The organism is Photobacterium sp. GSS17 (genome assembly GCF_028621875.1).
Lineage (GTDB): Bacteria > Pseudomonadota > Gammaproteobacteria > Enterobacterales > Vibrionaceae > Photobacterium > Photobacterium ganghwense.
In genome coordinates, this window is record NZ_CP117517.1 from 1077460 (window position 1) to 1097578 (window position 20119).

Here is a 20119-nt window from a genome sequence, read left to right on the forward strand (position 1 = left end):
GCACGGGATGCGACACGCTGTGAGCTATCAGTGAGACAGCTCGCCGCGCAGGTCTTGCTGCATTTTCTCGCGAATCGTTTCTGTCGGCAGATCCAGACTCAGCAGGTAGTGCAGTTTCGCCAGGGCGGCTTCCGGTGTCATATCGTAGCCACTGATCACACCAGCATCAGCCAGGGCACAGCCAGTGGCGTAACCACCCATGTTGACCTTACCGGACAGACACTGGGTCAGGTTCACGACAATCACGCCACGGTCGCTGGCTTCTTTCAGCTGCTCCAGCAACTCAGGGTTCTGCGGGGCATTACCCACGCCAAAGGTCAGCAGGATCATTGCGTTGACCGGCTGGCGAAGGGTGTTGCGAATCACTTCAGGAGAAATGCCCGGATACATAGTGATCACACCGATAGGTTGCGGCGTGATGTTGTGCACCTTGAATGCTCCATCCGGCTGCTTGTTCACTTCCACGTTATTCAGCTGGATGTTAATACCCGCTTCAAGCAGTGGTGGTAGGTTCGGCGAAATGAATGCGTTGAACCCGTCAGCGTGCGCCTTCGTGCTTCGGTTACCACGAATCAGTTTGTTGTTGAAGAAAACGGTGACTTCGTTTACCGGGTAATTCGCAGCAATATGCAGGGCATTGAGCAGGTTGCTCTGGCCATCTGAGCGTAGCTCAGCAAGCGGGATCTGCGAACCGGTCACGATCACCGGTTTGTTCAGGTTTTCGAACATAAATGACAGAGCAGATGCGGTATATGCCATGGTGTCCGTACCATGCAAAATGACAAACCCATCATACTTGTCGTAGTTCGCTTTAATATCATCAGCAATGCGCTGCCAATCCGCTGGCGTCATATCCGATGAGTCGATCAGCGGATCGTACTCATGAATAGTGAATTTTGGCATTTCTGCACGATGGAATTCTGGCATGCTTTCCAGTTGCTGTTCCATAAAACCCGCAACAGGAATATAACCATGGTCTGACTTCTGCATACCAATGGTGCCGCCAGTGTAAGCAATGTAAATGTGTTTCCTTTCCATATTCAGGTACAGAATTTTCGGTTTGGTGCACGCATTATACGGTGAACTGGAAGTAAAAAAAGCCCGGCATTGCCGGGCTGATCTCACTTTTCGATATTCAGACAGTTTATGCAGAACGCATATTGTCCTTTTGGATCATTAAAGTTAGCGAGGGTTGTCAGGTCTGTTACAACCTGTCGGGTAACGGGTTGAATTGCAGCCGGTACTTCACCCCAGATGGCTTCAGCAACCCAAGCTTTGGCATCGGTGCCAAATTGTTGCAGGAACAGTTCAGCCGGGCTCAGTGGCTCAGTCATCCAGCGCAGTTCGTAGTCTTCGCCCAAATTAGCGAGGCTAGCTGTGACTTTCACGGCATGATCAAAGTCACCCAGTTCATCAACTAACCCAAGATTCAGCGCATCCTGACCTGTCCAGACACGTCCCTGAGCGACTTTATCGGCCTGCTCCAATGTCATATTGCGGTGTTCACTTACCAACCCAATGAAACGCTGGTAGCCGTTTTCAATGCCCATCTGGAACATTTCGGCGACACCCTGCGGCAGGGCGCGGGTAACGCCAACGCCTGAGAACGGTGTGGTTCCGACCCCATCGCTGTACACACCCATATTTTCCAGCCCTTTTTCAAAGGTGGTCAGAATGGCGAAAATACCGATAGAACCTGTGATGGTCGTTGGCTGGGCGATAATGCGGTCAGCACTGGATGAAATCCAGTATCCGCCGGATGCAGCCACACTCGACATTGAAACCACGACCGGCTTGCCTGCCGCACGCAGTTCATCCACTTCGTTACGGATCACCTCGGAAGCAAATGCGCTGCCTCCCGGGCTGTCTACCCGCAGCAGAACGGCCTTCACTTTGTCGTCATAGCGGGCATCACGCAGCAAGGCCGCAGTTGAATCCCCTCCGATGGTGCCCTGGCGTTGATCGCCATCCATAATGGCACCACTGGCTACCACGACGGCAACCTGGTTGTCATTGGGCAGTGAACGGTCTTTCAGTGTTGGCTGGTAGTCGTAGTAGCTGATCTGGTTAAAGCTGTGACCATCATTTTCGCCAAAAACGTCAATCAGCGCTTTGCGCATCTGAGGGCGGGTCAGCAGTTCATCCACCAGTCCCAGCTTCACACTCAGCTGAGCAAAATCGCCGTTGACGGCTTTCAGGTCAGCCAGCAGATTGTCGATTTTTGGCGTCAGCGTAGCCGTTTCAATATTGCGGTTGGTAGCGACATCCTGGGTGAATGCATCCCACAGCTGGTTCAGCCAGACGGTATTGGCTTCTCGCGCGGCGTCAGACATGCCATCCAGCGTGTAAGGTTCCACAAACGATTTGTAAGTACCGACCCGGAATACATGCGTGTTGACGTCCAGTTTCTCTAGCAGGCTCTTATAGTACAGGCTGTAACTGCCGTAACCGGTCAGCAGTACACCACCGTCCGGAGACATGATGATTTTATCGGCATAACTCGACAGGTAGTACTGGCTTTGCTTGTAGTTGTCACCCACGGCATACACCGGCTTGCCAGACTCTTTGAACTCATTCAGAGCCTTGGCAATGTAACGCAGCTTGGTCAGGTTAGTTTCATCCATGTCCTGCAGATACAGCACCAGACCGGTGATCCGGTCGTCGGTGGCGGCCTGACGCAGGGCTTCGACAATGTCAAACAGGACGTTTTCCTGAAGAGGTGGCTGGCCAAGCATGCTGCCTGTCAGGTTGTCGACAGGATTGATGTAGGTTCGCTGCTCAACGATCGGGCCGGTCAGATCCAGCACCAGGGCTGCCTCTTTCGGCAGTTCCGGTTGTTTGCTGCTCTGGGTGAAAAGGAAAAACACCATCCCCAGTATCACCAGGAACATGAGGTTAATGAGCAGTTGACGGGCAAAGCTGATCAGCTTCCAGATTCCCCGGAACAGCTTGCCGATTCCTTTTAGTAACATTTTCATAAAGGTACCTGATTGACTCTCTCTTATGCTGTTTATCCTATCTTAGTAAACAAGGAATTACAGTAAGAAATCGTAACCAGGCAAAGGGTTACTCTGACAAATGCGGGACAGCTATCACGGGCTGTGAAGGGAATTATTGTCGATAAGGTTAGATCTAAATCAATTTTATGTTACGTTAATGTAAACAGGTGTTTGATTTCGGTCAGCCAGCCCCTATACTGGTCAGACCATAACATAAGAAGAATGGAAGCCATGGACGATAAATCTTACCCACATCTATTAGCGCCGCTGGATCTTGGTTTCACTCAGCTGCGTAACCGCGTGCTTATGGGATCGATGCATACCGGACTGGAAGAGTCCCGTGACGGATTCAAGAAAATGGCTGCTTTCTACGCTGCCCGCGCCCGTGGCGGGGTAGGATTGATCGTCACAGGCGGCTTCTCTCCTAACTTCCGTGGTCGGCTGCATCCGCTCAGCGCCGAATTCAGTACTGCCCGTGCAGCCCGTGCTCACCGTGTGGTGACGGATGCCGTGCATGACGAAGGCGGAAAAATCGCCCTTCAGCTGCTGCATGCCGGTCGCTATGCGATGCACCCGTTTGCAGTCAGCGCATCCGCAATTAAATCGCCGATATCCAAATACACCCCGACGGAAATGAGCACCCGCCAGATCAAAAAGACCATCGAGGCTTTTGTGAAAAGTGCCGAGCTGGCCAGAGAAGCCGGTTACGACGGCGTCGAGCTGATGGGGTCGGAAGGCTATCTGATTAACCAGTTCATCTGTAAGCGTTCGAATCACCGTTACGATGAGTGGGGCGGCAGCTATGAAAACCGTATCCGCTTCCCGTTGGAGCTGGTAAAAGCGGTGCGCGCCCGGGTTGGCCGTGATTTCATCATCATTTTCCGCCTGTCTATGCTGGATCTGGTTGAGCAGGGCAGTACCAAAGAAGAAGTGGTGCAGCTGGCGAAACTGCTTGAGCAGGCCGGGGTGACTATTCTGAACACCGGGATTGGCTGGCATGAAGCCCGCATCCCCACTATTGCGACTCAGGTGCCGCGTGCGGCGTTTACCTGGGTAACCGAAAAACTGAAATCAGAAGTGTCAATTCCGCTGGTGACCTGTAACCGGATCAACATGCCGGATGTGGCAGAGCAGATTCTGGCGACCAATCAGGCTGATATGGTGTCGATGGCCCGTCCGTTCCTGGCGGATCCGGATTTTGTCCGCAAAGCTGAGGAAAATCGGGCTGAGGATATCAATACCTGCATCGGCTGTAACCAGGCTTGTCTGGACCATATCTTTGTCGGTAAACGGGCAAGTTGTCTGGTTAACCCGCAGGCCTGTTATGAAACCGAGCTGGTGCTGACGCCGAGTGCCAGCCAGCGCAAAATCGCTATTGTTGGTGCCGGTCCGGCGGGGATGGCAACGGCAGTCGCTGCCGCTGAACGCGGTTTTCAGGTGGATCTGTACGAGAAGAATGATTATCTGGGTGGCCAGTTTAATCTGGCGATGCAAATCCCGGGGAAAGAAGAGTTCCGGGAAACGATTCGCTATTTTACCCGCCGTCTGGAGCAAACCGGGGTGAACGTGATTCTTGGTCATGCGGTACAGGCTGAAGAGCTGCAGGGCTACGATGAAGTGGTGATCGCGACCGGGGTGAAACCTCGTATTCCGGGGATCCCGGGTATCGACAATGAAAAAGTGATCGATTACCAGACACTGATTCGCGACAAAGTGCAGCTAGGCCAGCGTGTGGCCGTGATTGGTGCTGGCGGTATCGGGGTGGATGTGTCTACCATGCTGACTGAGCCAGAGCATCAGGATCTGGATGACTGGTTGAAAGACTGGGGCATTGATAAATCGATTGAGCATGCCGGTGGACTTTACCCGTATTCCGAGTATGTGAGTCAGCGTCAGGTCTGGCTGATGCAACGTCGGCCGGGCAAAGTGGGACGTGGGCCGGGTAAAACAACGGGCTGGATCCATAAAAAAGTGCTCGAAAAACGTGGGGTAGAGCTGCTCAGTGGCGTCAGCTACGACAAAATTGATGAGCAGGGTCTGCACATTACGGTTGAAGGTCAGTCGCGGATACTGGAAGTCGACAACATTGTGCTGTGTGCCGGTCAGACCTCGGTTGAAGAGCTGTCGGAAAAACTGCAGGCGATGAACCTGTCCGTTCATGTGATTGGTGGTGCGGAAGTTGCGGGTGAAGTTGATGCTAAACGGGTGATCCGCCAGGGAGTTGAGCTGGCCGCTAAACTGTGAGCCCGCGCTAAACATGCGACTGGTCAGTGGTATTCACTTTGCCATTATTTAATACACCGGATCGTACGAAGGAAAGTCAATCAAGCGGCTCGTTAGTTCGGGCCGCGGTTGATCTTGCGATAAACCCCAGTATTGCTCAGGTTTTTGTCTCTGGCTTTTGTGGTAATGTACAAAAAAGAACTATTTTCATCATGAGGTTGTTATGGACGCGCTTACGTTACTGTTAAATCGCCGCTCGTTACCTAAGCTGGCTGCACCTGCCCCGCAGGGCGATGCGCTGGACAATATCTTCCGCGCTGGCCTGCGTGCCCCGGATCATGCGGCGTTGACGCCATGGCGTTTCATTGTTTCTGAAGGTGAAGGGCTGCAAAAACTGGCTGACATTCTGGTGGAAGCGGCGAAAGCTGATGGTGCGGAAGAGGCGGTGATCGAAAAGGCATCCAAAGCGCCTTTCCGTGCGCCAATGGTCATCACTGTGGTGGCGAAAGTGACCGAGCATGACAAAGTACCGGTGATTGAACAGCACCTGTCAGCAGGCTGTGCGGTGCAGGCGATGCAAATGGCTGCGGTTGCACAGGGATTTGCGGGCATCTGGCGCACCGGTAGCTGGGCATATCACCCGGTGGTGCGTGAAGCATTGGGTGTGAGCGGCGAGGACTTAATTGTCGGTTTCCTGTATCTGGGAACGGCGGATTGCCGTGACGCCAAAGCGCCTGAGCGTGATTTGTCACAGTTTGTCGAATATCTGTAAGGCCCTGTCAGGCTTTAGCGGCAGATTCAAACCGTCGTTATACAAAACGGTACATGAGTACGTAGCACTTAAATCGATACGACTAAAATTACTAGCACCAAAATCACTCGCATCAAAATCTACAGTACCTTAATCAATGTGTACCTAAGTCGGCGGGTACAGAAACCACAAGGGGGAGCCAGCCGGTTCCCCCTTTTTGATCCCAATCGACGTAAGTGTCAGTCTGCCGACGTAATATATCCGCTCTTCTTTTGACAACATCACGTCTTGTTTTGACAACATTTCTTAGATCGGAGCAACACAATGGAAAAGGTTCGCCTGACTCAATACAGCCACGGCGCAGGCTGCGGCTGCAAAATTTCCCCTCAGGTTCTCGATACGATTTTACGAAGCCAGATGGCGCCCTTTCACGATCCGAATTTACTGGTAGGGAATGAAACCAAAGACGATGCCGCGGTGTATGACCTTGGCAATGGCACTGCGGTCGTCAGCACTACCGATTTCTTCATGCCGATTGTGGATGACCCGTATGATTTTGGCCGGATCGCTGCCACCAATGCGATCAGTGATATTTATGCCATGGGTGGCAAGCCGGTCATGGCGATTGCGATTTTGGGCTGGCCGGTAAATGTGCTTGCGCCGGAAGTGGCGCAACAGGTGGTGGAAGGCGGACGTGCAGCCTGCCGCGAAGCCGGTATTGCGCTGGCTGGCGGTCACTCGATTGATGCGCCGGAGCCCATTTTCGGGTTGGCCGTTACCGGCGTGGTCAGTACCGACCGGGTAAAACGAAACAATCAGGCAGAGGCCGGTTGCCAACTGTATCTGACCAAGCCTTTGGGCATCGGTGTGCTGACCACAGCAGAGAAAAAATCGTTGTTGCTCCCTGAGCATCAGGGACTGGCTCGGGATTGGATGTGTAAGCTGAATACCCCTGGCGCCGACTTTGCGGAGATTGCCGGCGTGAAGGCAATGACCGATGTGACCGGATTTGGCCTGATGGGGCATCTGAACGAAATTTGTGAAGGCAGCGGGCTGAAAGCGGAAGTATGGTTTGATCGCATTCCGCACTTGCCGGGCGTGTTTGACTATATCGAAAAAGGGTGTGTGCCGGGTGGCACCCATCGTAACTTCGATAGCTACGGGCACCGTCTGGGTGCAATGAGCCAACAGCAGCAATCGCTGTTGTGTGATCCGCAGACATCGGGCGGCCTTCTGCTGGCAGTGTCACCGGATGCCGAAGGGGAAGTGCAGGCTGTGGCGAACAAACACGGTATCTCCCTTGAAGCGATTGGCCAACTGCACAATGCTCTTGCCGACGAACGTATCCTGATTGAGATTTGCTGATGGCCCGGAAAAATATTGAAGATTATCGCGAGCTGTTTATCCGCGATATTCCCCTGATGGACATACGGGCACCGGTGGAGTTTGCTCAGGGTGCATTCCCGGCTTCGGTAAATCATCCCCTGATGACGGACAGCGAGCGTCAGGCGGTCGGGACCTGCTACAAACAGCAAGGGCAAGAGGCTGCGATTGCGCTGGGGCACAAACTGGTTTGCGGAGAAACCAAAGCGGCGCATGTGGCACAGTGGAAAGCATTCTGTGAGGCCAATCCTCAGGGATACCTATATTGTTTCCGTGGCGGATTGCGATCCAGAATCAGTCAGCAATGGCTTAAGGAGGCCGGGGTCGACTACCCGATGGTGATTGGTGGCTACAAAGCTCTGCGCCGCTTCCTGATTGATACTCTGGAGGACATTGTCATTCAGCCCAAAACCCTGATAGGGGGAAATACGGGCTGCGGTAAAACCCAGATGCTTACTGAGTTGGCCAATGGTATTGATCTCGAAGGGGCGGCGAATCACCGTGGTTCATCCTTTGGGCGCTATGTGAGTGGACAACGGACCCAGATTGCGTTTGAAAACACGCTTGCTGTCGACATGCTCAAAAAGCAGGCCGCGGGTCACTCGCATCTGGTGTACGAAGACGAAGGACGGATCATCGGCTCGGTCAGTCTGCCGTTACCCTTGCTCAAGACCATGCAGCAGGCACCGATTGCTTTGGTGGACGACCCGGTTGATGTTCGTCTGGAGCGATTGCTGGCTGATTATGTGGTACGGATGCAGCAGGATTTTTGTCTGGCCTATGGCGATGACGCCGGTTGGCAGCAGTTTGCAGCCTATCTGGCGCAGGGGTTGTTTGCCATTCGCAAACGGCTGGGTTACCAGCGGTATGAAAACTTGCTGGCGGTGCAGCAACTGGCTATTCACCGAATGCAGGTGGACGGTACGTTGGATGGGCACTACGACTGGTTACACCCTTTGCTCAGTGAGTATTACGATCCTATGTATGCCTATCAGCTGAGCAAGAAAGCCGACCGGGTTGTGTTCCGTGGCCGCTACGTTGAAGTGCGTGACTGGCTGCGCGACACAACAGTGAAATAGTTCATCCATACTCGCACTATACTCGTATCCCTAACACCCTATCCTCAGTTTCCCGGAGAGATTACGCATCGTCCTTACTCTCTTCGGGCTTTACTGTGTTTATATCCAGTCAATTCTTGTCGTATCCGTGGAATTTGCATATAGTGCAGAACATTACGCACAGCCAATAATAAACAGCAGTTAATCATGTCTCGTCTTTATATCGCCGAAAAACCTAGCCTGGGCAGAGCCATTGCGGCCGTGTTGCCGCGCCCGCATAAAAACCATGACGGTTACATCGAAGTGGGCAACGGCGACCGGGTTACCTGGTGTATCGGCCATTTACTGGAGCAGGTCGAGCCGGATGCGTATGACTACAGGTATAAAAAATGGAATATGGCCGATTTACCGATTGTACCGGAGCAGTGGCAGCTGACGCCGAGAAAATCCGCCAGCAAGCAGCTTTCTGTCGTCAGAAAACTGTGTAAGCAGGCGACGGAAGTGGTGCATGCCGGAGACCCCGATCGCGAAGGGCAACTGCTGGTGGATGAGGTAATTGATTACGTCAAGCTGGCCGATAGCAAAAAAGCGGCGATGCAGCGTCTGCTGATTTCTGACCTTAACCCATCAGCGGTAAAACGTGCGCTCAGTAAAATGCGCAGTAACCGGGATTTCATTCCGCTGTCGGTTTCGGCATTGGCCCGCTCCCGGGCAGACTGGCTATACGGGATGAACATGACCCGGGCATACACATTGCTGGGCCAGAAAGGCGGCTACCGCGGGGTACTGTCTGTTGGCCGGGTGCAAACGCCGGTGCTGGGGCTGGTTACGCGCCGTGATGATGAAATAGCCAACTTTGTGCCTAAGCCTTTTTACGAGCTGTTTGCACTGATTCCTTACCAGGATATGGAGATCCGCGCTCGCTGGAAACCGAGTGATGCTTGTCTGCCCTGGCAGGATGAGGATGGGCGGATCCTCAACCGCAAGCTGTGTGAGAACGTGGTCAGCCGGATTAAAGGCCAGCCGGCAGAAGTGACGGAGTCAGAACGCAAAGAAAGCCGTCAGGCCGCACCCTTGCCGTATTCTCTGTCGGCGTTGCAGATTGATGCTGCCAGACGGTTTGGCATGAGCGCGGCTGATGTGCTGGCCACCTGCCAGTCATTGTATGAAAAGCACAAAGTCATTACTTACCCGCGTTCAGACTGCCGCTATTTGCCGCAGGAGCACTTTCGTCAGGCTGACGATGTTTGCCGCGCGATAGGTAGCACTGATGCCAGCTTATCTGCTGCTGTAGATGGGGCTGATACCAGCCTGGAGTCAAAAGCGTGGAACGATAAGAAAGTGGATGCTCACCATGCGATCATCCCGACGCCGAAAGCCGTCAATGCCGCCAGCCTGAGCGGAGCCGAGCAGAAAGTCTATCAGCTGATTGCCCGTCAGTACCTGATGCAGTTTTATCCGGCTGCCATCTACAGTGAGGCGAAGTTAGTCTTTACTATTGCTGGTGGCATTTTTATCGCACGAGGACGGCAGTTGATGTCTGCAGGATGGCGCCAACTGATGGGGCGTAATGAAGAATCGTCGTCTGATAACAGCACGGATCTGGCTGACAAGGTGCCGCCACTGGAAAAAGGGACGGTGCTAACCTGCCGGGACGGTGAAATTCTCGACAAGATGACCGAGCCACCGAAGCCGTTTACCGAAGCGACGTTGCTGCAAGCGATGACCGGGATTGCGCGGTTTGTCTCGGATCAGTCCCTGAAGAAAATTCTGCGGGATACCGATGGTCTGGGCACAGAGGCGACCCGGGCGGGCATTCTCGATATTCTGTTCAAACGGCAGTTGCTGGTGCGGCAGGGCAAGAGTATTCATGCCACTGAGGCCGGGCGAGGGCTGATTTATGCCTTGCCGGACGAGGCGACCTATCCGGACATGACGGCACACTGGGAACACCAGTTGCAGGACATGGCCGAGAAAAAATGTGCGTACCGGCCGTTTATGGAGGCGCTGGAAATACAGGTCTCACGGCTGATGGAGCGGGTGAAAACCAGTGAAGTGCCACAGAGTTTACGGGATCTCAAATCACCGGAACCGAGTAAAGGGAAAAAGCGGCGTTTCAGTCGAAAACCGTCATCCGGGGCTACCGGTCGCGCTTCGGCTAAAGGCGGCAGTCAACGTCCTCGAGCAAAAAAACAGGCATAAGGTGTAGAGAGTCAGCCTGAAACGACTGGCAGGCAACAGTATGGCCTCAGGAGTAAAGCTCAAAAGTATGACTCAGACAGATGGCTCAGAAATATGGCTCAAAAGTATGATTTCGGAGCATGGCTCAGGCGACAAAGAACTGGTTCCGGCCTTTTGATTTCGCTTCATACAGTGCCAGGTCGGCCTGTTTGAAAAAGTCTCCGGGGGTGCGGCAGCTGGATGGAATAATGGTGCTGACACCGATACTGATGGTCACAATATCCGGGGCACTGTCTGCCCCGTTTTCTCGTGGAAGCTGCAGAGCCTGTACGGCGTACAGCGCACGTTTAGCCGCATAATGTGCTGCTTGCTGATCTTGTCCCGGCAGCAGCAAGACAAACTCCTCCCCGCCATAGCGGGCAAATAATGCCCCAGCCCGCCGTTCCAGAGAAGATAATGCTTTCGCCAGCGTTTTCAGACAGTGATCACCGGCGGCATGGCCATAGCTATCGTTGTAGTGTTTGAAATGGTCGACATCCATAATCAGCAAGGAGAGCGGGAGCTGGTGCCGCTCTGCCCGGCGCCATTCTTCAGCAAACATTTCATCAAAGACTCGCCGGTTCGCCACCTCGGTCAGCGGATCTTGACGTGAAATTTTCTCCAGCTTTTCATTGGCCTGCAGCAAAGCCAGGGTGCGTTCGGAAACCCGTTGCTCCAGCTCGGTGTTGAGCCGGATCAGTTGTTCTTCGGCGCGTCGGCGAACCAGATGCTGCGAAACGATGAAACCGAATTGTTTAAGAATTTGCCGATGATAATCCCGCAGTGGCATGCCGCTCAGCAGATTATCACAGGCGATCCAGCCGATAGGGGTATCTTCATCCCACAGTGATACGTAGGCGCTCCAGCCAAACCCGACCTGTTTCAGGTCATGGTATAGCGGAGTATTTTCTTCAATCGCCAGATACTCCTTCTGCTCCAGCGTCAAAGTGGCAAACCACATATCCGGAATGGCCGACTCAAAATAGTGCTCATCAACGGTATTGCCTTGCAAATCGGTTCCATAGGTGCCCTGCATCCGTTCGCCTTCCTCAAACAGAAATATGGCCATCCGGTCGATGTCGAGGTGCTTTTTGGCTTCATCCACTGCAGTAAACAACATGTGGTCCATGGAATGGGCCCGCCACAGCTGGAAGGATATATCGTGCAGCGTCTGGAGCTGCTGCTGTAAGTGTTGTTGCTCCTGCAAACTGATTTTCAGTTCGCGCTCGGCACTGCGCCGCCCGATGTGTTCATCCTGGATGGATGCATTGAGCAGGAAGGCGTCGAGCTCAGCAGCTAGCAGGGTACTGAGCTGAAGGAAGTCGTCCTCTTGTAGCTGCCGGGTGGCTGCATTGTCCGGTAAGTCGACTGTCAGGCAGCCAATACCAATACCCCGTCGCACGAGCGGCAGCAATAGCCTGATTTTTTGAGTATGGCTGACTACAGAGCGGAGAACATGCGGTTCCGGATTTAGCTCGATATCGTGAAGCAGAGTCGGTCTGTGTTGGCGTACCGCCTTGTGCATTTGGTGAAAAGGGACGTCGGAATGCTCTGGGAAGACCAGTGGCGGAAGATGAAACTGGATACCCGCTTCGGTCATGTCCAGCATGATTTTCCAGTGGGATTTATACGCGACCGCCAGCGTTATTTTTTCTACCCCAAAAACCAGCGCAAAGTGACGACAGGTCAGCTCGCAAAGCGTACGGAAGCCGTGTGCCTTACTCCAATTGTTGAGCAGAGGTTGATAAAACTGTGTGAGAAGTGCGTTTTGAGCCAAGGTCTGTACCCTTAACATCCTAGCTGAAGACTATTGTGACGGTATATGCCAACGAAATGGGGTACTAATAGCGCAAAATACTCTGGCCGTATCCAGCGGCAAGCAGAATTGCGAGTCACTCCGCATGAAAGGTGCAATTCCAGCCCTGTATTGATTGAATTCTCGACACAGGTTATTGATCGGCCATGTTTTATTGGTGGCTGCTTTTTACACCTACCAGGGTAGGTATTGCCCCTGATAATCAATGAACTGGCCTGAATCTTCTGGTTGGAGGCGATCCAGAACCTGTTTCAGCCCCTTGGCGGAAGTGCCTGCATCAATCAGGGCATTTGGTCCGCCCATCTCCGTTTGTACCCAACCCGGATGCAGCGCAATGCAGCGAATGCCTTCGCTGAACAAATCGTTGGACAGGCTTTTGACCACAGAATTGAGTGCGGCTTTTGAAGAGCGGTAAATGTACCCGCCGCCACTGGTATTTTCCGTCATGCTACCGACTTTGGAGGACATGCAGGCAATGATACCGGGTTTGCCTTGTTTCAGTTGCGGGTAAAACGCCTCAGCCATTTTTAACGGTGCAATTGTATTAATTTCTAATACTTTGCGCCATTCATCGGCATCGGTGTTACCAAAGCCGTATCCCTTGGGACCGTAATAACCGGCGTTGTTGATCAATAAATCCAGTGCGATACCCGACAGGCTCCGGCTCAGAGACTGGATTGCCGCGTGATCGGTAACATCCAGCTCCAGCAGAGTCAGGTGTGGATGTGTTTGCTGCAGCGCTTGTAACTCCGGCGCCGCTGAGATATCCCGGCAACTGGCATAAACCTGCCAGCCGTTATGCAGATATTCTCGGGTCAGTGCCAGACCAACTCCCCGGTTCGCACCAGTAATCAGCAGGGTAGGTGTCATAGTGTTAGCTCTCGATAAAAATAGGGGCGCGTATGGTTCATGATAGCGAAACTGACCGTTGATCGCGAAGCGTTGCAGCTTCAGCCGGTTCAGGGTAAACCGTCAGGTTTGACTCTAATGGCGAAGCGCAAGATGCAGGGGAGTCCAACTGTATTGCTGAATTCTTTGTTGCGGCAGGGAATCTGGGGTGGCTTAGCTGGATATGGATGAGCGTTGGATGAGTATTGAGGCAGAGTATTAATGTTAAGACATCGGGGATGGGAGTGACTGGCTAAATTTTACGTGTTCACTTTCATATTCTTGTTGTTAATCTTGTTAGGGTCAGGATGATGTTGAAGACGTATCTTGCGCTAATGGTGGGAGCGGTTCTGGTGATCGGTTGCGCAGACACCCGACACGAAAGGCTGCTCGAACTGGGCTTCACCCGGGATTATCTGGACGGCTACCAAGACGGTTGCAGTAGCCGTACGACTGAAGCCAAAACCCGGCTTGACGGTTTCCTTCAGGATGCCGAGCGGATGAAGCGAGAGCCGAAATATGCCAACGGCTGGAACGATGGCTACGATCAGTGCTATGCCGACAACCGGGATTATTATTAGCATCTGACTATTATTAGCATCTGAAGGCACATTATTTACGACCACAGCAGGAGGTCGGTGTATACAAGGTGATAGTGCCTAAAATAGTGCCTAAATAAAAAAGCTTCTCTCTGCTTAGGGTTATGCGGAGAGTGGTGATCCTTTCTGCATACCATTTTGTCGCGTACTAAAAAGGCAGCCTGTTGTGAAGGCTGCCTTTTGTCTGTGTGAGCTTGTTTGTGCCAACGGCTTCAGGTCATCTTTGCCAGGCTAATGCGTTGTACCTTAGCCCGCATCACTGCTGTTGGTTTGAACTTATTTGAGTCGCTCAGAGCGAGACGCTTTCTAATCTTCGTTTTGGTTAAAGCGTTTCAACTCATGCATGGCTTGCATCAGCGTCGACAATTTCGGTTTTGCTGATTCCATGCGTTTATAGTCTTCGTTGTAAACCCGGTAGTTACCGTATTTATCAACCACTGTCGTTGTCTGCGGCTGAATCATGACAATGTCATCCTCATTACCAGCCAGAATCCAACGACGTTTAGACGATGAAGTAAACAGGTTCACACCACTGCTGTAGGTTGATGCCGGAGTGGCGGCTCTCAACATGGATTCCATCAGCGTCGGGACTACGTCCAAATGGCTGGTAAGACGGTTTGTTACAGAAGCAACGCTGCCTGGCCAGTGAATGATCATCGGAACTTTCAGCTGATACTGGCTGTAGTTACTGTCAGCGCCCCAGCTGTTGGTGCCGGTTTCATTGAACTCGGTACCGTGGTTTGCCGTGATCAGAACAATGGTGTTGTCCATCATGTTGTTTTCAACCAGTTGATCGAAAATAGCAATCAGCTGTTCATCAACATGGTAGGCGGCATTGCGGTAACTGTTTTTCAGGATTCGGGTGGTGTCTTTGCTGTTGACAGAACCTGTACCAATCGCCGGTTCAAATTTTTGTGCGTAGTCGCCGCCTTCTTCAAAGCGCTCTACTGCCGTCAGCTCAATAAAGCTGAACCATGGCTGTTTGTCTTCGGCACCGGCTTTCAGCCAGTTTGTCCACTCGGCAATGGCGCGTTGGTCACTGTGTTCATCTTTGTCTGCGTCAGGCAGTTGCTGACCGAAGAAAATAGCGTCGCGATAGAGCGGGTTATCATTCAGGCCGGCACCACTGAAGATCCCAAACTGGTAACCGCGTTTTTGCAGGGTATCCAGCACCAGCGGCGGGGTGTTCGCCGAGCGAATGCTGTTGATGTAGCTGCTAGGCAGGCCATAAAACAGACCAAACAACCCGGATGTGTCGTCATTACTGCTGCTGTAATGATTGCTGTATTGCAGGTTCTGGCGCGCAAACGCCGTCAGGTACGGCATGGTCTCGCTGTCAACCATATCACTGCGCAAACCGTCTACCATGATCACCAGCAAATTCTGGCCGGTCCCCGGATCACTGAAAGTTAGTTTTTCAAGCGGATAGCGGATCTGCTCGCTGCTTTCGATGCCTTGGGCGTTCAGTTTTTTGGTGTATTCCTGACGATCCAGCAGGCCGTGTTTTTCCATAAAGGATTTTGCGGTCATCGGGTATGACAGCGGGAAATTAGAGCGCTGGACCGTGATCGGGCGATACAGTTTGGCATCGGCCCAGATATACATCAGGTGGCTGCTGACAAAGCAGATCCCGAATACCATCGCAATCGGCACACCCACGTGCTTGCGAGTCAGTTTTCTTAACTTGCGCCACAGCCACTCTGACAGGATCAGCTGTAACAGGAAAATTACCGGTACGGTAATAAACAGGTACTGCCAACGGGCATTGAGTTCAGTTCTTTCTCCGCTCAACAGCAAGTCCCACACCAGTGGACTCAGGTGCAGATCCAGCGATTCGTACGCATGGGTATCGAGTAACAGCGCGGTCAGTCCGATGGTGCCGACCAGCACGGCAAACAGCCGCATCAGACGCTGAGACGGGATCAGGAAACTGGCTGGAAAGAGGATGAGGATGTAGAACCCAAAAACAAGAAAGCCAAAATGGCCTACCCAGCTGAAAGCCAGGTAGAGTTGTCCAAACAGGGTGTCTGGCCACTCAGAATGGACAATATATCGCGTACCAAGAAGCATGGCAGCGATGATATTGAAAAAACTGAACCAGTGTCCCCAGCTGATAAGCTGAGAGACTTTCTCTTTGTAATTGTTACCGCTAGAGACCATAGATGTCAGTGTTTCCCACTCTTCGTTATGCCGTGACGCAAGCCAACAAGATTAGTCTTCTTTGATAGAGGATTGCAGCGCCTGAGCGAATTTTTCTGCAATGGCCTTCCTTTGCGATGACGGAACGTCCGCATTGATGATGTTGGTCGCGATATTGCCCACAATCATCAGTGCCAGTTCTGCCGAAGCATCATGCTTCTCAAGTACATCGAACATATCATCAATGATTTGTTCAACTTTTTTATTGCTGTATTTTGAAGTAATTGGCATAGGAAGTCTTGTTTAATCTTATTTAATGTTAAAGAAAGCGACTTATAATACCCTACACTTTACATTTACTGAAATTTTTCCATTATGAGCCTTACCCTTTCAAACGTCATTCTGCACCAGCTGGTTAAGAATGGTCAGGATGAGCTTGAAGTTCATCTTCGAAAACAAACGCTTGAAAACTCAGCGTCAACTGAAGATCTGGTGGCAGAGCTGCACCGTGTGTACAGCAGCAAGGGAGCCAAGGGCTTCGGTCACTTCGCTGATGACAGTGAGTTCGGCCACTGGCTGAAACAGGTCCGCCGCGGTGAGCTGGATTTTCTCGGTTTTTCCAATCAGGCAGCACAGCGTCTGCATACGGAGCTGGCGAAATACCCGTTTGCTGATGTTGGCACGTTGGTGATCGCTGAATACCAGTCGCTGGCAACGGATTACTTGTTCATTGGCCTGCTGCCAACCTGCCATAGCATGAAAGTGACCGAGCAACTGGATATCAGTGCCACTGATTACCTGGATGTGGCCAAAATGGACATTGCCGCGCGCATTGACCTTTCCACAATGGAAACGGATGCAGAATCTAATCGCTATCTGACCTTCATCAAGGGGCGGGTAGGCCGTAAGATTGCAGATTTCTTCCTGGACTTTATGCAGGCAGAAGTGGGGCTGGATGTGAAAACCCAGAATCAGGTTCTGATGCAGGCGGTGGAAGATTTCTGTGCAGACTCGCGTTTGGACAAGGAAGAAAAGCAGCAGTATCGCAAGCAGGTTTATGATTACTGCAACAGCCAGCTGCAAAGCGGTGATGAAGTGACGGTGAAAGAGCTGGCGGCTGAATTGCCACCGGCCGAAGACGGCACAGATTTTTACCAGTTTACGTCACAGCAGGGTTATGAGCTGGAAGAAAGCTTCCCGGCAGACCGCACGGCGATGCGCAAATTGACCAAGTTTGTGGGTTCCGGCGGCGGCCTGACCATCAATTTTGACAGCATGTTGCTGGGTGAGCGGATTTTTTACGATGCCGACACTGACACGCTGACCATTAAGGGCATCCCGCCTAACCTCAAAGATCAGCTGCAACGTCGCCTGAACGCTGACGACTGATTCCTCGCAAAGCCCGCTGCCTTCTGGTGACGGGCTTTTTACTGCCAGCCCAGTCACTGTTTGCTTTCCCTGAGTTGTTCTCTTTTGACTTTATTGCCTAAAGTAGATGTATAGATTTTTAGATTCGTATGACCTGTAAAACAGGACAGGTGGCGGCCGTCCGAACGGTCTGCCATGAACGAACCTCGGCGGCAGGGAAGGAGACAGCATGATGGTGAAAGATTGGCATTCTCGGCAAGCAGGTAAAATCACCCTGGTGGTTGCCGTAATTGGATGTGCTTTGGTGGCACTTATCGGGCTCTATCTTGGTGTTGTCTCACAGGCTGATTGGGGCTATGCGGCAGCGGTCGTGGGGATCATGGCTGCGGTCAGCGTCGTCGGGCTGTTAAGACAGCAGCGTGAGCCTGAATGTGACACTGATACCATGTCGCCACGGGTGACCCCGGCCGATGACATTAACCTCAATGCAGATGTCTTGACCGGCGGTGCAAAACCGCAGGCAGTACTGGACTTGAGTTATTTAATGGACCGAATGGATCATGATATTGGCTCAGTGGTACTGCTGCTCGAAATTTTTCTGACTGATCATGCTGAAGACGGCAACAACATTTTGCGGGCTGTGCGACAGCAAGATTATCTGACCGCCGGCAAATTAGCAGAGGCGCTGAGGGAGGTTTCTGCCAGCCTGGGGGCCGGTGAGCTCAGTGATCAGGCTGGAAAAATCGCCGGACGGCTTAACCAGCCCGGTTTTCTTTCTGAAAACGTGGTCTTAGAAGCAGATTGCCGCCAGCTGCAGGTTGCGTTGGAAGATGTGGTGCTCGTGGCTACCGATGTAGTGAAACATCATGTTGGTTCTGGTGATACGCCTGCTGTGGAACCTGATACCGATAACGCCAGAGCAGAACCATTTATCGGAGAGGTAAACGATGCGAAGGCGGCAGAGGCGCTTGTTTCATCGGCAACCGTAACCACATCCGCACTATCCCCAGAATCAACCGCTCCAGCCGCTTCGTCAGACGGGTTGCAGGCAACCAATAGACAAGCTGTCAAAAATCAGGCTAACGCACTTCCGGCGGCAGAAATTGATGTGCGGTTTCTGATGCAATCGCTCGACAATGATGTCAGCGCTGTGCAGATGCTGGTTGAGCTGTTTATCGAAGAGCATGCCGGTGACGCGGCGGCTCTGACTGCGATGGTACGCCGGGGGGGACAGACCGAAGAAGCGCAGCGTCTGGTGCATACCCTGAAAGGGGTTGCCGGCAGTTTGGGAGCCCGGGCTTTGAAAGAGGTCGCGGCACACATTGAAGCTCAGTACAAACATCAGCAGCCGGTCACGCTGGATGATTGTAACGCACTGTCCCGGGTGTTGAACGATACCATGGACAGTGCGCGGCGCTATACAGTAGATGTGTTTGAAGGGGCGTAGCAAGCGAAGTCATGCGGTCAACAGACAATTCGGATGCGCCGATAACAAGGTAAGCGAAAAAGTGTGATATTTCGCACAGTTGATCTGGATCAGAGGAATCTTCAAACGGCGGTGGATAATACCGCCGTTATGAATATTCAATCCAACGAACCGGTTCGACAGCAGCGTGAACTGGACATCACTAAGGCGATGATAAGGCTTTATTGTAAAACGCTGCATCGGGGGGCGATTGTTTGTCCCGAATGTGAAGGGCTGATTGACTATGTTGAAAAGCGCATCGCCAGTTGCCGGTTAGGGGAAGCCAAACCGAATTGCCTGGTGTGTGAAACGCCCTGTTATCAACCTGCCAAAAGATTGCACTTTGTTCATGTCCTGCGCTGGTCAATGCGCAAATTTGCCTGGCGACAGCCAATTAAAGCGCTGAAGTTTAAGATCGACTGTCTCCGACGTTGTGAGACGGAATCCTCGTCTTCGGTGTCTTCCTGAATTTATTCTCTATGGTTCAACATGACAAAGGGCCGCCTGCTGGCAGCCCTTTGTCTTCGTTTCCGTTGTTATTTTCAGCTTAGCTTGGGGCCACTTCGGAGAAATGTCATGTTTGACCACCTGCACGTACTGGCTAGCCGGGGGGCTGTTACTAGAATTACAACCTACAACCTACAACCTACAACCTACAGACCAAGGCTCGCCAGCCAGGTTGCGACGCGATCTTCGGTCAGTTCCGGCTGACGATCTTCATCCAGTGCCAGCCCGATGAACCGACCATCCCGAAATGCGCGGGAGTCATTGAACTGATAACCTTCTGCGGGCCATTGGCCAATCAGCTCGCCGCCAGCCTGCATGACCAGATCGGCCAGATCGCCCATGGCATCCAGATAACTGTCCGGGTAATCAATTTGATCGCCAAGACCAAACAAAGCGGCTTTTTTTCCCGTTAAATCGGCTTCTTCCAGCTCCGGGACAAAGTAATCCCAGTCCGGCTGCATTTCGCCGTAGTTAGCCGTCGGAGTGCCGAGAATCAGTAGATCATACGCATCAAAGATGTCGTGACTGAGACCGGCAATGTCCTGCGCTTCAAGGCCAAGACGATTGGCGATCATCATTGCCACTTTTTCTGTGTTACCGGTATCGCTGCCGAAGAAAATTCCAACGTTAGCCATGTGTGTCTCCTGTTGCTTTTGCCAGAGTCGTGACTCTGGCAGACATTGGTATCAAGTGTTGAGCTGCG

At 52.4% G+C, this 20119-nt stretch carries 16 protein-coding genes; 9 read left to right on the forward strand and 7 right to left on the reverse strand.

Translation table 11 applies throughout. The features are described from left to right. Window positions 1–27 precede the first annotated feature (27 nt). Window positions 28–1038 carry an asparaginase gene (gene ansA, locus PGW97_RS04875; protein ID WP_047884014.1) on the reverse strand — a complete coding sequence of 337 codons (1011 nt, stop codon included), beginning with the start codon at window positions 1036–1038 and terminating at the stop codon, window positions 28–30. Between the two features lie 83 nt (window positions 1039–1121). Beyond that, window positions 1122–2978, reverse strand: a complete 1857-nt coding sequence (gene sppA / locus PGW97_RS04880) for a signal peptide peptidase SppA (RefSeq protein ID WP_273858992.1) — start codon at window positions 2976–2978, stop codon at window positions 1122–1124. 252 nt (window positions 2979–3230) lie between these two features. On the opposite strand from sppA, the gene PGW97_RS04885 reads away from it, so the two are divergent. From PGW97_RS04885 to PGW97_RS04905, 5 genes are all read left to right on the forward strand, one after another. Beyond that, window positions 3231–5243: an NADPH-dependent 2,4-dienoyl-CoA reductase gene (locus PGW97_RS04885; protein ID WP_047884211.1), complete on the forward strand. Its 2013-nt coding sequence runs from the start codon at window positions 3231–3233 to the stop codon at window positions 5241–5243. Between the two features lie 202 nt (window positions 5244–5445). After that, window positions 5446–5994 carry an NAD(P)H nitroreductase gene (locus tag PGW97_RS04890; RefSeq protein WP_273858994.1) on the forward strand — a complete coding sequence of 183 codons (549 nt, stop codon included), beginning with the start codon at window positions 5446–5448 and terminating at the stop codon, window positions 5992–5994. Window positions 5995–6297: 303 nt separating this feature from the next. Continuing rightward, complete coding sequence (gene selD, locus PGW97_RS04895; protein ID WP_273858996.1) at window positions 6298–7338, forward strand: selenide, water dikinase SelD; 1041 nt, start codon at window positions 6298–6300, stop codon at window positions 7336–7338. Beyond that, a complete protein-coding gene (gene mnmH / locus PGW97_RS04900; RefSeq protein WP_273858998.1) occupies window positions 7338–8435 on the forward strand; it encodes a tRNA 2-selenouridine(34) synthase MnmH in 1098 nt (365 codons plus the stop codon). Before selD ends, mnmH begins: the two co-directional genes overlap by 1 nt. A gap of 186 nt (window positions 8436–8621) precedes the next feature. Beyond that, window positions 8622–10616 carry a DNA topoisomerase III gene (locus tag PGW97_RS04905; RefSeq protein WP_273859000.1) on the forward strand — a complete coding sequence of 665 codons (1995 nt, stop codon included), beginning with the start codon at window positions 8622–8624 and terminating at the stop codon, window positions 10614–10616. 124 nt (window positions 10617–10740) lie between these two features. On the opposite strand, the gene PGW97_RS04910 is transcribed toward PGW97_RS04905, so the two are convergent. After that, window positions 10741–12411: a sensor domain-containing diguanylate cyclase gene (locus tag PGW97_RS04910; RefSeq protein WP_273859001.1), complete on the reverse strand. Its 1671-nt coding sequence runs from the start codon at window positions 12409–12411 to the stop codon at window positions 10741–10743. A gap of 213 nt (window positions 12412–12624) precedes the next feature. Further along, a complete protein-coding gene (locus PGW97_RS04915; RefSeq protein ID WP_273859002.1) occupies window positions 12625–13320 on the reverse strand; it encodes an SDR family oxidoreductase in 696 nt (231 codons plus the stop codon). Between the two features lie 326 nt (window positions 13321–13646). Between PGW97_RS04915 and PGW97_RS04920 the strand changes: the two genes are divergently transcribed. Further along, entirely contained in the window at window positions 13647–13919 is a 273-nt protein-coding gene (locus PGW97_RS04920; RefSeq protein ID WP_047884022.1) for a hypothetical protein, read from the forward strand. 324 nt (window positions 13920–14243) lie between these two features. Here PGW97_RS04920 and PGW97_RS04925 read toward each other — a convergent pair whose 3' ends face one another. After that, the gene (locus PGW97_RS04925) at window positions 14244–16097 is read right to left on the reverse strand and encodes a DUF3413 domain-containing protein (RefSeq protein ID WP_273859003.1); all 1854 of its coding nucleotides are present in this window, start codon (window positions 16095–16097) and stop codon (window positions 14244–14246) included. Between the two features lie 51 nt (window positions 16098–16148). After that, the gene (locus PGW97_RS04930) at window positions 16149–16367 is read right to left on the reverse strand and encodes a YejL family protein (RefSeq protein WP_047884024.1); all 219 of its coding nucleotides are present in this window, start codon (window positions 16365–16367) and stop codon (window positions 16149–16151) included. Between the two features lie 84 nt (window positions 16368–16451). Between PGW97_RS04930 and yejK the strand changes: the two genes are divergently transcribed. The 3 genes from yejK (at window position 16452) to PGW97_RS04945 (ending at window position 19377) form a co-directional block, all read left to right on the forward strand. After that, window positions 16452–17465: a nucleoid-associated protein YejK gene (gene yejK / locus PGW97_RS04935; protein ID WP_273859005.1), complete on the forward strand. Its 1014-nt coding sequence runs from the start codon at window positions 16452–16454 to the stop codon at window positions 17463–17465. Between the two features lie 208 nt (window positions 17466–17673). Next, entirely contained in the window at window positions 17674–18891 is a 1218-nt protein-coding gene (locus PGW97_RS04940) for an Hpt domain-containing protein (protein WP_273859007.1), read from the forward strand. Between the two features lie 129 nt (window positions 18892–19020). Beyond that, window positions 19021–19377 (forward strand): nitrous oxide-stimulated promoter family protein, encoded by a 357-nt coding sequence (locus PGW97_RS04945; protein WP_047884027.1) that lies wholly within the window; start codon window positions 19021–19023, stop codon window positions 19375–19377. A 185-nt stretch (window positions 19378–19562) separates the two neighbouring features. Here PGW97_RS04945 and fldA read toward each other — a convergent pair whose 3' ends face one another. Then, window positions 19563–20051, reverse strand: a complete 489-nt coding sequence (fldA, locus tag PGW97_RS04950; RefSeq protein ID WP_273859010.1) for a flavodoxin FldA — start codon at window positions 20049–20051, stop codon at window positions 19563–19565. Window positions 20052–20119: the final 68 nt, after the last annotated feature.